Source organism: Armatimonadota bacterium, assembly GCA_020354555.1.
In the GTDB taxonomy this organism is placed as follows: domain Bacteria; phylum Armatimonadota; class Hebobacteria.
Genome location: CP070648.1, coordinates 3205751 through 3219676 on the forward strand (window position 1 = coordinate 3205751; position 13926 = coordinate 3219676).

The 13926-nt window shown below is 65.3% G+C and carries 10 protein-coding genes; 9 read left to right on the plus strand and 1 reads right to left on the minus strand.

Translation table 11 applies throughout. From position 1 onward, the window contains the following. Positions 1-143: 143 nt before the first annotated feature. From mtnA to JSV65_13140, 4 genes are all read left to right on the plus strand, one after another. Positions 144-1169 (plus strand): S-methyl-5-thioribose-1-phosphate isomerase, encoded by a 1026-nt coding sequence (mtnA, locus tag JSV65_13125; GenBank protein UCH36777.1) that lies wholly within the window; start codon positions 144-146, stop codon positions 1167-1169. Positions 1170-1292: 123 nt separating this feature from the next. Further along, entirely contained in the window at positions 1293-3455 is a 2163-nt protein-coding gene (locus tag JSV65_13130) for a hypothetical protein (GenBank protein UCH33503.1), read from the plus strand. An 8-nt stretch (positions 3456-3463) separates the two neighbouring features. Further along, complete coding sequence (locus JSV65_13135) at positions 3464-4102, plus strand: carboxypeptidase regulatory-like domain-containing protein (protein ID UCH33504.1); 639 nt, start codon at positions 3464-3466, stop codon at positions 4100-4102. 5 nt (positions 4103-4107) lie between these two features. Beyond that, complete coding sequence (locus JSV65_13140; protein ID UCH33505.1) at positions 4108-5211, plus strand: radical SAM protein; 1104 nt, start codon at positions 4108-4110, stop codon at positions 5209-5211. Positions 5212-5388: 177 nt separating this feature from the next. On the opposite strand, the gene JSV65_13145 is transcribed toward JSV65_13140, so the two are convergent. Next, positions 5389-6537 (minus strand): TIM barrel protein, encoded by a 1149-nt coding sequence (locus JSV65_13145; protein UCH33506.1) that lies wholly within the window; start codon positions 6535-6537, stop codon positions 5389-5391. A 226-nt stretch (positions 6538-6763) separates the two neighbouring features. Here JSV65_13145 and JSV65_13150 point away from each other — a divergent pair, with 226 nt between their 5' ends. The 5 genes from JSV65_13150 (at position 6764) to JSV65_13170 (ending at position 13740) form a co-directional block, all read left to right on the plus strand. Next, the gene (locus tag JSV65_13150; GenBank protein UCH33507.1) at positions 6764-7786 is read left to right on the plus strand and encodes a VCBS repeat-containing protein; all 1023 of its coding nucleotides are present in this window, start codon (positions 6764-6766) and stop codon (positions 7784-7786) included. Beyond that, a complete protein-coding gene (locus JSV65_13155) occupies positions 7783-9927 on the plus strand; it encodes a DUF3160 domain-containing protein (GenBank protein ID UCH33508.1) in 2145 nt (714 codons plus the stop codon). The genes JSV65_13150 and JSV65_13155 overlap by 4 nt, the downstream gene beginning before the upstream one ends. Further along, on the plus strand, positions 9917-10999 hold the full coding sequence (locus JSV65_13160) for a CapA family protein (protein ID UCH33509.1): 1083 nt from the start codon (positions 9917-9919) through the stop codon (positions 10997-10999). The genes JSV65_13155 and JSV65_13160 overlap by 11 nt, the downstream gene beginning before the upstream one ends. A 99-nt stretch (positions 11000-11098) precedes the next feature. Continuing rightward, on the plus strand, positions 11099-12673 hold the full coding sequence (locus tag JSV65_13165) for a hypothetical protein (protein UCH33510.1): 1575 nt from the start codon (positions 11099-11101) through the stop codon (positions 12671-12673). Beyond that, a complete protein-coding gene (locus JSV65_13170) occupies positions 12670-13740 on the plus strand; it encodes a hypothetical protein (protein ID UCH33511.1) in 1071 nt (356 codons plus the stop codon). Before JSV65_13165 ends, JSV65_13170 begins: the two co-directional genes overlap by 4 nt. The last annotated feature ends 186 nt before the right edge of the window (positions 13741-13926 follow it).

Sequence of the window (13926 nt, forward strand, 5' to 3'; positions counted from 1 at the left end):
CCTCAGAACCCCAGGATTGCGGGGAGAGAACTCCTCTCCTTTAAGGGAGAGGAATAAGGTGCGGGTGACAGGATATTGCCGCACACGAAAAGCGTCCGCAAGGTGCGCGCGAGCGCGCGCAGAACATAGGCGCCGTGAGCGAGTTGACCCCTATCGAGTGGCATGACGACCATGTGAGCATCCTGGATCAGACGCGCCTGCCTGGGCAAGTGGCCCACCTCGAGGCCCGTCAGCCGCAGGACGTCGCCGACGCCATATGCAGCATGAGCATTCGCGGCGCGCCCGCCCTGGGCGTGGCAGCATCCTTTGCCGCCGCGCTGGCCGCGGTTAACGCGCGCTCTCTTGACCTGGAACGGGCCCGCGCGAACGTGGATCAAGCGATCGCCTTGATCCGCTCGACCAGGCCCACGGCGCGCAACTTGTTCTGGGCGTTGGAACGAATGCAGGCGTGTGCCGCCTCGGCGCGCGATGCGAACGAACTGGCGGAGTCGCTTGTCCGCGAGGCACTTGCCGTTCAGCAGGAGGACCTGGAATCATGCCGGAGCATTGGCGACTTCGGGGCGCGGCTGGTGCCGGAGGGCGCGACGATCCTGACGCACTGCAATGCGGGCGCTCTCGCGACTGCCGGCTACGGGACCGCCCTCGGCGTTATCCGCTCGGCCCACCGCGCGGGGAAGAACATCCGCGTCCTGGTTGACGAGACCCGCCCGCTGCTCCAGGGCGCCCGGCTCACGGCGTGGGAACTCGTCGGCGAGGGCATTCCCGCGACCGTTATCGCTGACTCGGCGGCCGGCTGGTGCATGCAGCAGGGCATGGTGAATCTCGTCGTCGTCGGCGCGGATCGCATCGCGGCCAACGGGGATGCCGCCAATAAGATAGGCACCTATGCCCTGGCCGTTTTGGCGTGCCAGCACGGCATCCCGTTCTACATAGCCGCGCCGATGTCAACCGTTGACCTCACGCTTGCCGGCGGCCAGGACATACCGATCGAAGAACGGGCGGCCGAGGAGGTGAGCACAATCGCCGGCACGCGCGTCACGCCGGAGGGCGCGGCGATCTTCAACCCGGCATTCGATGTCACTCCTCACGGGCTGATTACCGCCATCATCACCGACAGAGGGGTGTGCGATCACCCCTTGTCCGAATCGCTTGCGAAATTGGCGTCGTAGGCGATCCCGCCAAGCGGCGGGCAGTGACGCACAATGGTCCGGCCCGCCGCTTGACACCATCGCGACTGCTGCTTAACATAGGCGCGAGCGGTTTCCAGCCATCGCCATACTCGGAGCGTAGAAATGGCCAGACAAGCACTCGCAGCAATCGCCGCAGTCCTGATCGCGCTCACCGCCGCCCCCTCGCGATCGGGCATCCTCGACCCGATCTCGCGACCTCGACTCGTAGGCAGCGAGGCGCTGAACCACCTCGTGGTTGATCTGCCGCGATTCCCGTACGGTCCCGGCGACGGCATCGTCGGTTGGGGCATCAGACGCACGTGCGGCACGACGTGGTCGCGCGTCCCGCGCTACGTCGCGTTCCTGGAACAGCGCGGAAAGCTCGATGGCGCGTGGCGCCCGCAGTGGGACCGCACGGCGCTGCTCACGGTCGGGGGACGGATGTATCCCAACTCATTCTCTGCTGCCGGTACCGGACGATACGGCGAGGCCACCAACCAGATCACCTTTGCCTACAGCGGTTGGACGACGATCGAGCAGCAGCAGCTCGCCGCGTACGTCAGCGCCGCCTATCCAACCATCAGATCCATCTACGGCCCTCCTGCCTCGAACATCACCGTCACTATCGTCCGCGACGGTCAGCTGCAGAACATCCTCGGCGGCGTGTACGTCCCTGCCACTAACGAAATCCGTCTGCCGCCGATGCAGGATCTCTCTCGCGACACCTACGTCCTTGCGTCGCTCATCGTCCGCGCCTTTCACGACGACCTGTATGTCGCACATGACGTGTGGGAGACGGGCTTCGCGCGCGCGGTCGCCCTGGTTGCGCATCTCCAGGTGGATACCAACTTCGATCTCTCCGGCGAGCCGTTCTACCTCATGCCGTTCTACGAGTTGCTCAATCAGCGTCCGCTGGCGAGTCCGACGGTTTTCCCACCCTCGGGCTATACCGGCATGACGTTCTGGCGCGTCGGCATGGCTCAAGCCGCCTGGCTCAAGGTGTACGCCGAGAATCCCAACTTTTTCCGCGACTTCAACGCCGCCTACTACGCGGAGTACAATCCCGGCGCGACGCCGCCGCTGTCGCAGAACGTCCAACGCTTACGCCAGATCGCGGCACAGGCAGCGCCTCAGGTCGAAGGGATGTTATTCGAGTACTGGTTCGCCAGGCAATTCGTTCTCGACACCGACGGCTGGCAGGGCGAGAAACTCTACCTCGTCGCCCTGCCCCAGAATGACAACATCACCGTCTTCCTCGAAGCCGACTACTACCGCACGACAAGCGCGGGAGACGAGCAGCCCCTGGCGGGCACCGGCAGCTTCCAGTACATCGGCTGGGACGGCAAGCTGTACGTCCCTGAAGCGGGCAACAACATTACGATACAGAACGGCCAGGGCTTCCTGGCGCCCAGCTTCTATAACATCGGCGGCGCGCAGCGTATCACGGTCGAACTCGCGGCGGTCGCACAGGTCGTCGAGTCATGGTTTCCGTACGGCGTCGTCACCCCGAACGGCGGGCATAACGAGTACTTCGGTGTCATCGTTGACGCCAACGGCGGGACGGTGAGCGTGATGCCGCCCGGTATACCGACCCCGTCCGCCAATGTCATCCGGGGCGTGTTCTCCGTGAACCAGCCGGAGGCTCTAGACTTCCTCGCGCCAACCGCGGTGGAATACCAGCCGCCCGTCGGACCGGCGAATCTGCGCCTGGCCAACACTGGTTTTCTGTTCTACGTCTTTGTGCTGCGCGCACACCCCCCGCAGTTGGGCATTGCTCAGCGGACGTTCCCCGCGGGATTGTCCATGGCAGCGCTGCCCGCAAGCCCGGACGAGTCAGATGCGGCGGAGCTTCTCGGCCTCCCGGCCGGTCAGACGCTGCTCTCGCGGTGGTCGCCCACGCTGGCCGGCGGCTATCGCTATGTCTTCTATCCCGACACGCCGCCCATCGAGCCAGGCCTCGGCTACTGGCTGAAGCTCAGCGCGCCGCGCACGGTGACCACACACGGCATGCTGCCGTCCGGCGAGTGCCGCTTGCATCTCCGCCAGGGCTGGCATCAGATCGCCAACCCGTTCAGCGCTGCAGCGCCCCTGACGGCGGTTAAGGTCAAGTTCGCAAACACCGCTCCGGTCACCCTTGCGCAGGCTCAGGGCAGCGGGATCGTCAGCAGCATCTTCCGCTATGCCGGCGGCTCGTACGTCGTGCCGCAAGAGCTTCCGCCCTACGAAGGCCTGTGGATTTACGTTTTCCCGAAGCAGGGATGCTATCTGATTATCTCGGAACCGTGAGGACGACAATGAGACGACGCTTCTCAGTGCAATATGCAGGGCTTGCCGCGTGCCTGTGCGCCGCCGTCGTCGTGGCGGGATGCGGCGGAGGAGGGGGGCAGGCCGAGCCGTTCACGTTGGCCGGCACGGTGACCAGCGAGTCCGGCCCCGCCATCGCGGGAGCCGTGGTGACCGCCACCGTGTCGGGACAGTCGCAGCCGGTGGGGGCAACGACCACCACCAGCACCGGGGTCTACGGTCTTGTACTTCCCCCGGCAACCTACGTCGTGGAAGCGAGCGCCGCCGGGTTTGTCGCCCAACAGCAGATCGTAACGATCACCGCGAGTCAGCCCAGACTCTCGGTCGACTTCAGCCTGAGCCCAGTCAGCGAACCGCCACCGACGCCGGCGACTGTCGCAGGCCGAGTCACCAACGCGGTCACGTCGGCGCCTATCTCGGGCGCCACGGTGACGGCGACGCTTCAAGGCCAGACGACACCGCTTGAGACGACCACCACTAATGCCGACGGGGAATACGGCTTCATACTCGGCGATGGCAGTTACGTAATCCGCGTCACTGCGGCTGGTTTCGTGTCGGCGCAGCGGACCGTCACGGTGACCCTGCCGGTGGCGAACCTAGGCGTTGATTTCGCCCTCACTCCGTCGTAGGCGACATGGCACGGTGTTCGCGCTGTGGCAAAGACAGCCGACTCATCGCCGAAGCGCTTGGCTTCTGCTGCGCTTGCCTGCGTGATGATTTCGAGGACGCCCGCGCGCACGTAGAAGCCACTCGCAGCCGCATCCGCGCGGAGTTCGACCTTCCGACGCGCGCACCTGCAACTCCCGGCGGAGTCGCCTGTTCCCTCTGCGTCCACCAGTGCTCGATGGCACCGGGCGAGGTGTCTTTCTGCGGCCTGCGCCGAGCCGATGACGAGGGACACCTGCACGGCCCGTCAGCCGGCCAAGGGCATTTCGACTGGTATCACGACCCGCTGCCGACGAACTGTGTCGCCGATTGGGTCTGCCCGGGCGGCACGGGCACCGGCTATCCCGAGTTCGCGTACTCGCCGGGGCCGGAGCGCGGCTACAAGAACCTCGCGGTGTTCTATCGCGCCTGTGGTTTCGACTGCCTGTTCTGTCAGAACTGGCACTTCCGCCAGGACGCCGGGCGCGCGCGACCGGCGCAGGAGTTGGCCGATGCGGTTGACTCGCGGACCTCGTGCATCTGCTACTTCGGCGGCGATCCAGGGGCACAGCTTCCACATGCGCTGCGCGCATCGCGACTGGCGCGTGACAAGGCATCGGGCAGGATCCTGCGCATCTGCTGGGAGACAAATGGGTCCATGAATCCGGCGCTTGCGGATGAGATGATGTCGCTTGCGCTGGCATCCGGCGGCTGCGTCAAGTTCGATCTCAAGGCCTGGGACGAGGGCCTGCACGTCGCGCTGACCGGTGTCACGAATCGGCGGACCCTGGAGAACTTCGAGCGCCTCGCAGCGCGGATCGCCGAGAGGCCGGAGCCGCCGCCGCTGGTGGCGAGCACGCTATTGGTGCCCGGCTATGTGGACGAGCGCGAGGTCGCGGGCATAGCCAGATTCATCTCCCGGCTCAATTCCGACATTCCGTACGCGCTCCTTGGCTTTCACCCCGACTTCTACATGCACGACCTGCCGCCGACATCGCGCCGTCACGCTGAATCATGCGTACGCGCGGCGCAAGACGCGGGGCTCAAGCGGGTGCGGATCGGGAACGTGCACGTGCTCGGCGCGGATTACTAGCGTCGGCATGCGCCTGAGGGGGGCGCCTGATGTCATTCCCAGTGAAGCGGCGAGCAAAAGCGAGCTGCAAAGCGAAGAATCCCGGCACCGCCAGAGATCACCTTCGCTGCCACACCGAGTTGCGCGGCGACCTCAGCGCTTCGGCGCTGCGTTCCGCGGTTGGACGCTGCCCAGACGCTATTTCCCCCACTTCGGCATCGGCGACAGCGCGTCCGGCTTCGGCGCCCGGGCACGGATCAGCAGCGCCTCGAGCATGCCGCGCGCCTGGTCGGGATGCTCGGTCGCCCAGATGATCTTCTCGTGGTCGAGCGCGTTGACGCGGTCATTCATCGCGCGCAGGGCGTCCACGCAGTTGATCAGCGCGCGATCCACGGGCATGCGCTCGGGGTTGATGTCAATGCCGAAGTAGCCCCGGTAGCCGTGCATCTTGAGGACGTACAGCGCCGCCTCGGCCTGCTCCGGCGCGATCACGCCGACATTGAGGTCCTGGTCGTAGTTCCCCAGCGGCTGGCTGTTCCAGTGCGTGTGCATGAGCTTGCCGTACTCGCAGGCGAGGCTAAATGCGTACGGAAGATCCTCATACCCCATAAGCACATGCCCGACCTCGGGGTTGAGGCCGACCATCGCGTGACCGTCGTCGAGCGGGCGGCGGTTGTCCTTGGTCTTGAGCATCCCCTCGACTTTTTGCGCCATGAGGACGCCTTCGGGCGTCGTGCCGTACAGTATCCGCCCGCGCGGCTCGTAAGGCTTCGGCTCCTCGGCGACGCGCACGCCCGGGACCGCATCCATCGCTTCCGCCAAGCCCTCGGCAAAGCGATCGCGCGCGGCGATAAGGTCCATGCCGAACGGATTCTCGTAGCCGTCAATCCCGGGCCACACGATGGCGAAGTCGGTGCCGAGTTCGCGGTTCAACTCGAAGGCTTCCTTGGCGCGGTTGATCGCGGCCTGGCGCGCCTTCGGTATCGGCGATGACAGCGCCCCAAACTCGAACTGCGACTCGAAGAACAGGTTGGGGACAACGGTGATGAGCCGGATGCCCATCGCGCGCTCGAAGTCGGCGAACAGGTGCAGGTTGTCGTGGTTGACCTCGTTGGGGTAGTGCGCTTCCAGTCCCGCGAGGCCGTACTTCTTCAGCTCTGCAGCCTTGTCCAGGATCTGCTCCATGGACATCGGCGGGACATAACGATCGTGGAATCGCCCGCCACCAGGGGCGAAGAACCAGACCCCCGCGCTGAACTTGAACTCCAGTTCGAACGACTTGAGGTGCTTAACCAACTCTTCGCCACTTCGCCGCTTCGCCTGCTCGCGCAAATCCATCAGGGCCATGGCACTCCTCCTGAGCCTTCCGGTCGTGCTTGCTGCTGCGCGGAATGCCTCAACCGATCGCGCCGACGTCCCCATGGCGCGACGCGGAATTCTTCAACGGAAATTGCCGCGTGTCCTGCACAAGTCATCGCGCAAGTGATGCGCCGGATGCCAGGTAAACCGACGCGCGCCGCGAACCGTAGTCTTCGTGGGGCCGGCCAAGCCGTCGTTGCTGGGAACAGCCGAGATGACATCCCGCTGGTACCTGCTGGTTGTCGTGCTCTTGCCGGCGGCCCTCGCCGGATGCGCGTCGCCGCGGCAGAATCTCGCTGCCGTGGGCGAATCGTGCATCGCTTGGTTCGCCAGCAAGGAATTGCGCTGGATGAAGGTCGCCGGCACGACACCCCGCGAAGTCCGCTCCTGTCCGCTTCCCGAGCCGGTCCTGGACTGTGCGCCCGCGACGCTCGGAGACGCGTGCGGCGTGGTCGCGTCCGGCGCGAACAACCTGTACGTAACGCGCACGTGGGCAAATGCAACAACGGCACTCGTCTCGGTTGCGCCTGATGTGGTGCGGGACATGTGTGCGCATGACCTCGACGGGGACGGGTGGGACGAAGTCCTCGTGCTCGCCGGCGAGCGTGCGACCGGGCGCGGCGAGCTTCGCATCTACTCTCTGCGCCATCGGCGTTGGATATGGCGCGGCCTCCGTCCCGAACTTCATCCCTGGAAGGTCCGCGCGGGCGATGTTGACGGGGACCAGTCGCCTGACGTCGTCGTCGGCGTGTGGAAGACAACTCGGTTCGATCCGGTCTGGGATAACCGGCCGTTCGTGTATCAGTGGTTGGACGGCGACTTGCACCCGAGCTGGCTGGGTTCTCGTCTGCCGAAGAGATTCACGGATTTCGAGCTGGCGGACACAGACCAGGACGGACGTGACGAGATCGTGGCGGTCGGGCGGACGGAGGACGGCAACTGCCTCTTCTCCTGCGAGCGCTACGGATTCGGCTTCTGGGGCGCATGGACGGGCCAGGTTGTGTCGAAGATCAGTCACGTGTCACCGGGCGGGAGCCCCGCGACTGTGTTTACGTCGGAAGGCGATTCGCGCCCGACGGTCTGGGCCTATCGGACGAGCGAGGATGCAGTGCGCGTGGAGCGCGTCGCCGAGCTGCGGGCCGCTCCGCAGGCATTCTGTGCACTCGATGACGCTCGACTTGCGTACGTGGATAGGGACCGGTTACGCGTTCTGACAGTCCGCAAAGGAGGTACATGATGCGACGCTGGCAGATCGTGGCTTTGGCGAGTCTGATAGTCATGACGGCCACCGGCTGCGGCGGGCGTTCTCGGCCGCAGGGGAGCGCTCCGACTACGACGGGCGGTGGCTCCGCACAGCGCGGCGAACCGGCGCCCGTAGTCGCGCGGATCCCGGCCTACGAGGTCGCGCCGGACATCTCAAACATCGTCAATCGCGAGCAGTTTGGAGAGTTCGCAAAGCCGGCGCGAGAGTTGCTGGCGCGAAATGCCTTCGTCTGCCTGCCGACGGATGAGGTGCAGCTCTATGATATCTACGAGCAGAACGACTACCTGCAGATCCCAAGTTTCATCACCACCGATTCGGTGCTCCAGATCTACCACATCTTCTTCGACTACACGTTGCGCACGACAGAGACTGAGAAACTCTACCCGGTGCTCGAGAAACTGACTACAGCTATGCTGTCGGAGGCGCTGAAGACCCACGAGCAGGCGCGCGACGCGGCGGTGAAGGACGCCGCCCTGCGGAACGTCGCGTACTTCCTGGTGCCGGCGAGCATCCTCGAGTTGAAGACGCCAAGAGCCCCGGGGGATGCGGCGGCCCTTGCGGAAGTCGAGCTGAGACAAATCACGGCGCACGGCGCTCGCAGGGCCAGCCCGATCTTCGGCTATGATTTGGATTACACGCAGTTCAACCCGCGCGGACATTACACCCGCACCGAGCGCTTCAAGCGTTTCTTCAAGGCGATGATGTGGTATGGGCTCGTGCCGTTCGCGTTCCCCGAGGTGGAAGCCGACGGCCGGGTCATCTGGAAGGAATCGTACAAGCGCTCGACGCTCCAGGCCGTGCTGGTTGTAAGAGACCTGCTTGCGGCGAAGGGCGGCGGCAAACCGGCCCGCGATCTGTGGGAGACAATCTACGAGCCGACGGCCTTCTATGTCGGAGCGGCGGATGATCTGTTCGCGGACGATGTCGAGCCGGTGATGCGCAAAGTGTACGGCAACGCGCCAAGCCTTTCGTCGTTTGCCGATCAGAGGAGACTCGATGACTTCGCGCGGCGGATTGCGAAGACGCGACCGCCGAGGATTGACGTCCAGCTCATCGGCATACCGGGCGGCATGCAGTACCGCTTCATGGGCCAGCGCTACATCCCCGATTCGGAGATCATGCAGCGGCTCGTCAAGTGGCCTGAGCGGCCGTGGCCGTTGGGCCTCGACGTCGCGGCGGTCCTCGGCTCCGACCGCGCCGCAACCATACTCGATGACGTCTACAAGGAGCCAGAGAAATGGGACGAGTACCTGCCCAAGCGGAGCCAACTCCGTCGGGAGTTCGATGCGCTCGACGAGAGCAAGTGGCTGTCGAATCTCTACTTCGGCTGGCTGTGGTCGCTCAAGGCTCTCGTGGCGGAAGCGCCTGAGGGCTATCCCTCGTTCATGCGCTCGACGGCCTGGCTCGACAAGAGCCTTAACACATTCCTCGGGAGCTGGGCCGAGCTGCGCCATGACACAATCCTCTATGCCAAGCCGTCCGGCGCCGAGTGCGGCGACGGAGAGGAGCCGCCGCCGCCGCCGAAGGGATACGTCGAGCCGAACCCGGAGTTCTACGGACGTATGCTCGAACTGACCCGGCTGTCGCGCGAAGGCCTGACAAAGCGCGATCTGTTATCGGAGAAGGTGCAGGACAAGTTCCGAGCGCTGGAGGACATGCTTGATTTCCTGCGCCGCGTGTCAATCAAGGAACTCGGGGGCGAGGAGCTGACGCGCGAGGAGTACGAGGAGATCGAGATCTACGGCGCGCGCCTCGAACACCTCACCCTGTCCGTGGCGGAGGGTGACATCCTCAGCGACACAGACAAGGACATGGCGGTCATCGCCGACGTGCACACCGTGGTCAACGAAGCGCTGGAAGAGGGCGTCGGGCATGCAGCCGAGGTCTACGTCGTGGTACCGATAGCCGGGAAGCTGTATCTGACGCGCGGGGCGGTCTTCAGCTACTACGAGTTCACCTGGCCGGCGAGTGATCGGTTGACGGATGAGAAATGGCAGCAGATGCTGCGCGACGGCAAGGCGCCCGACCGGCCGGTGTGGGCCAGGAGCTTCTACCTCGACAAGAGCCGCGACATCCCGAAGCCGAAGAAGGTCTTCTACTCCGGTGGCTGCTGAGCGATCACCGGCAATCGTGGCGGTAAGAACGCTGGCGTGGATCGTCGCCGCGGCGACGGCCATCGCGGGCGTCGTCATGTGGTTCGGCGCCGCGCGGCGGCCGGTCATGCTCGTCGCGGTCGGCGACGTTCTGCTCGACCGCGGCGTTGCCCGGCGCGTAGCTCGGGACGGGCATGAGTGTCTCACCGAAGCAATCTGGCCCTTCCTACGCGACGCGGACATTGCGGTGTGCAACCTCGAATGCCCGCTGGCGTCCGGGCGCGCCGCGGCGGCCAAGCCGATCATCTTCGGCGGCCCTGCCGAAGGGGCGAGTTGGCTGCGGGAAGCGGGCTTCGACGCGGTATCGCTGGCCAACAACCACGCGCTCGACCAGGGCCGCGATGGCCTAATGCGGACGATGGCAGGCCTGGATCGCGCCGGCGTGGCGTGGTTCGGTGCGGGAACGAACCAGGCCGAAGCATCCCGGCCGCGGATCATCCGCTGTCGCTCCAAACGCGTTGCGCTGCTAGGCTTCACGGTGTTCCCGGACGAGGGTGTTTTCTTCAATCCGAGCGCGCCCGGGACTGCGCGTGCGGACCCCACTGCCATTCGCCGTGCGGTACGCCTGGCGAGAGACCTCGGGGATCTGGTCATCGTCTCATTCCACTGGGGGAACGAGTTCCAGAATCTGACCTCAGATGCTCAGCGCCGCATCGGACGCCTGGCGGTTGACTCCGGCGCGGATATCGTCGTGGGTCACCACCCGCACGTCATCCAGGGCGCGGAGGTCTATCGCGGCGGACTGATTGCCTACAGCGTTGGCAATGTCGTCTTCGATCAGCACCGCCGCGGCGCGAATCACGCACTGTTGCTCCGCGCGACGTTCCACCGCCGCACGACAGACGTGTCGTTCGAACCCGTGCTGATCGCGGACTGTCTTCCCGTTCGCCCGGACGAGCAGCACGCACAAGAGATCTTGCGACGGTTCCGTTCCCTGTGCGAAGGTCTCGACACTCATGTTTCCCTGACCGGCGGCTCGGCTTCCATTCGTCTTCCAGCAAGAGGACGCGCGGGCTCGGCGGACAATTATTGAGCCCGACCCCCTGGGTCGGATCATCCATACTGCGATTGAGGTGGTGTATCCCGCACAGCGCGCATGCAGGCACGAATCATGCGCGCCAGCACAACGAGCATGCAACCTACGTCTGTCTTCTATGTCCGCACCGACGACGTGGAGGAGGACGAGCGCATCGCGCTGGCGGCACTGCAAGGGCTGGCCAATCGAGGTGCGCCGCGGCTGTTCCTCATTCACGGCGCCGCCGATGAGCACTGGCTGCACTGGTACGCCAGTTACGGCTTCGCGCCGGAGAAGCGCGCGTTCGACGAAGCCCTCCAAGCGTTGGGCGACTGTCTTAAGGGCGCCGTCGTCTGGGACGAGAAGCTACGCGACACAATCCCGCTTTCGCTTTCCATCGCCGGCGCGCGCGATGTCCTGCCTCTCAGCGCGCGATTGGCTGAACGGCTCAATCTGCCGGTCGTCGAAGACTTGCGCGGCCGCTGGCAGGATCGCGTGGCTGCCTATCGCTGGGCGCATGAGCAGGTATGGCCGAATTGCTCCAGAGACATCCTCGGCAGCTTCGGTGTGCGCGACGAGCCCGGCTCGTTCAGCAACCTCGTCTGCGACCTGCTCGTGGCCCGGCGCGGATTCGCTTCGAGCCTCGCCGTCTCAACCGATCTGCCGGACGAGGCCGCTCTCTGCGAGCGCTTCATGTCCGAGACGAACGATCTCGCGTTGGCGGTCGGTTGGCACACGCATCGCGATATCGAGGCGACCTACGTTGACGCCTGCTCGCGCCACGGGATGATTCAGATCTGCTCCTCCGGCGGGTCGAACATGTCGTTTCACCAGCACGTCGCCGCCCAGCAACTACTGAAGCAAGATCACTTTGACGAGGCCGGCATCGAACTGCGCAAGGCCGTCTATGTGACCTTCAACCAGACCGACGGCGACGCGCTCCACTCCATGTGCAACCTGCAGCAAGGGCAGTGGGGGAGCCCGTTGCGCGGCTCGATACCGATGGGCTGGTGGATTGCGCCGAAGCTGGCGCACGACCTTGGCCCGGCGTTGCTTGAATATTACTACCGCACCCGCACCGCCAACGATTACCTGGTTGCCGGGCCATCAGGAGCGGGCTACAACTACCCATCGGTGATGCCGAATCTCGACGAGTATCTGCGCACGACCGCCGAGTACATGAAACTGACGAACACGCGCGCCATCCACGTCATCAACCGCGTGGTCAAGCGCGTCCCGGGCGACAAGGTGCTCCATCGCACCGCCGCCGGCGATATCCCGCTGTCCATCGAGGACGGCGGGCTCAACGAGGAGTTGAAGAACACGTACGGCGCGGATTACCTCGATGATGACGTCGCGGAGAACTACGCTCGCGCACTACCGGGCTGCATCGGCTTCTTCCAGGGCTTCGAGACAGTAGTGGGGGAGGAGGACCGTTTCCCGGCAGGCGCGCCGTGGATCCCTACGAAGGTTATGGTCGACAGCCCGGCGCAAGGGCTGCGCGACATCGAGCGTTTCCTCGAAGGCAGATCCCTCCCGGCGTTCGTCTCGGCGACCATCAACATGTGCGGCCCGATGAATCGCAGCATGTTCGAGAAGTTGACGGAACTCGCGCGGGAGCTGCGCGCGCGCGGCCATCTCATCGTGCGCCCCGACGAGTTCCTCATTGCCTGCCGAAAGGCGCACTCATGAGAGTGCTCTACCGCGCGGACGGCAGCCCGGACATCGGGACCGGGCATATCGTTCGCGGGCTGATACTTCGGCGCCGACTTGAAGCCGCTGGCCTGCAAGTAACCTTCCTCACGCGCGACTTCCCCTGGGGTGTCGAGCGCCTGCGCAAAGCGGGGTGTGACGTGATCGTCATCCCGCGTGACGCGAGCGAGATGCGGGAATGCGACGCGCTGCGCGAGGCCGGGGGAATTGGATCCGCTCGAGTATGCGTGATGGACGCCCTCGAAACATCCGAGGCGCAGACCCGCGCCGTCGTTGAGCATGGTTCTCGCCTCGTGTGTCTCGATGACGTCGGGCCGGGGCGGCTTCACGCCAACGCCATCATCAATGTGCTCGAAGTGGAGCCCGAGCCCGACGCCCTGGCCGAGCGTGGGATCGCCCTCTACGAAGGGCCGGACTATGTCCCGTTGGTCGAGGAGTACGAGCAGCCGGGGATCGCCGAACGTGAGATACCGGAGAAGGTCCGGCGCATCCTCATTACTCTCGGCGGCGCCGATCCGGCGGGCCTTGCGCCCAAGGCTGCGCGCGCAGTGAAGCGGGCGTTTGAGAGCCGCAAGGCGGAGACGGCGTTCGAATCGCCCAGCGCTGTCTTGCTCATCGGCGCCGCTTCGCCCTCGCGCGATCGGGTTCTGGGCGCCATCAAGGGCGCCGAGGACCTGTTCACAATCGCCGACAGCCTGCCGTCGCTGCTGCCTGCGCTGAGGGAAGCGGATCTCGGCATCATCGCCGGCGGCCTGACCATGCACGAGGCGCTGGCGGTCGGCCTGCCGGCCATCGCGCTCTGCCAGCCCGTGCGCCATCAAGCGGAGCTGGCGCGGCGCTTCGCGGACCGCGGCGCGATGCTGACGCTGGGTGCGGCGTCGGATGTCCCCGAGGAGCGCATTGCCCAGGCGGTTCTCTCTCTCGCGCGCGATTTTGACCTGAGACGCCGGCTCGCCGCAGCGGGCCCGCGGCTCGTTGACGGCTGCGGTGCGGAACGCACGGCCGGCGTGATTTGCGACGTCGGCCGCGGGCGTCCGAGAACATAACCCCTTGCGCGGCTGCCCCTTGCAGGCATGGACGAAGTGACGCCCCCGGTGGTACAATTGCGTCGGCTAGGCCGAGCGGTACCACAACGTGCCACGTGGGGTCGCTGGGCTGCACGCGCAGCATGGCGGCGTTTCCCTTGGGATGCGCTGCGATGCAGCGCCGGCGAGTGGCAGAGGGAGCACGCA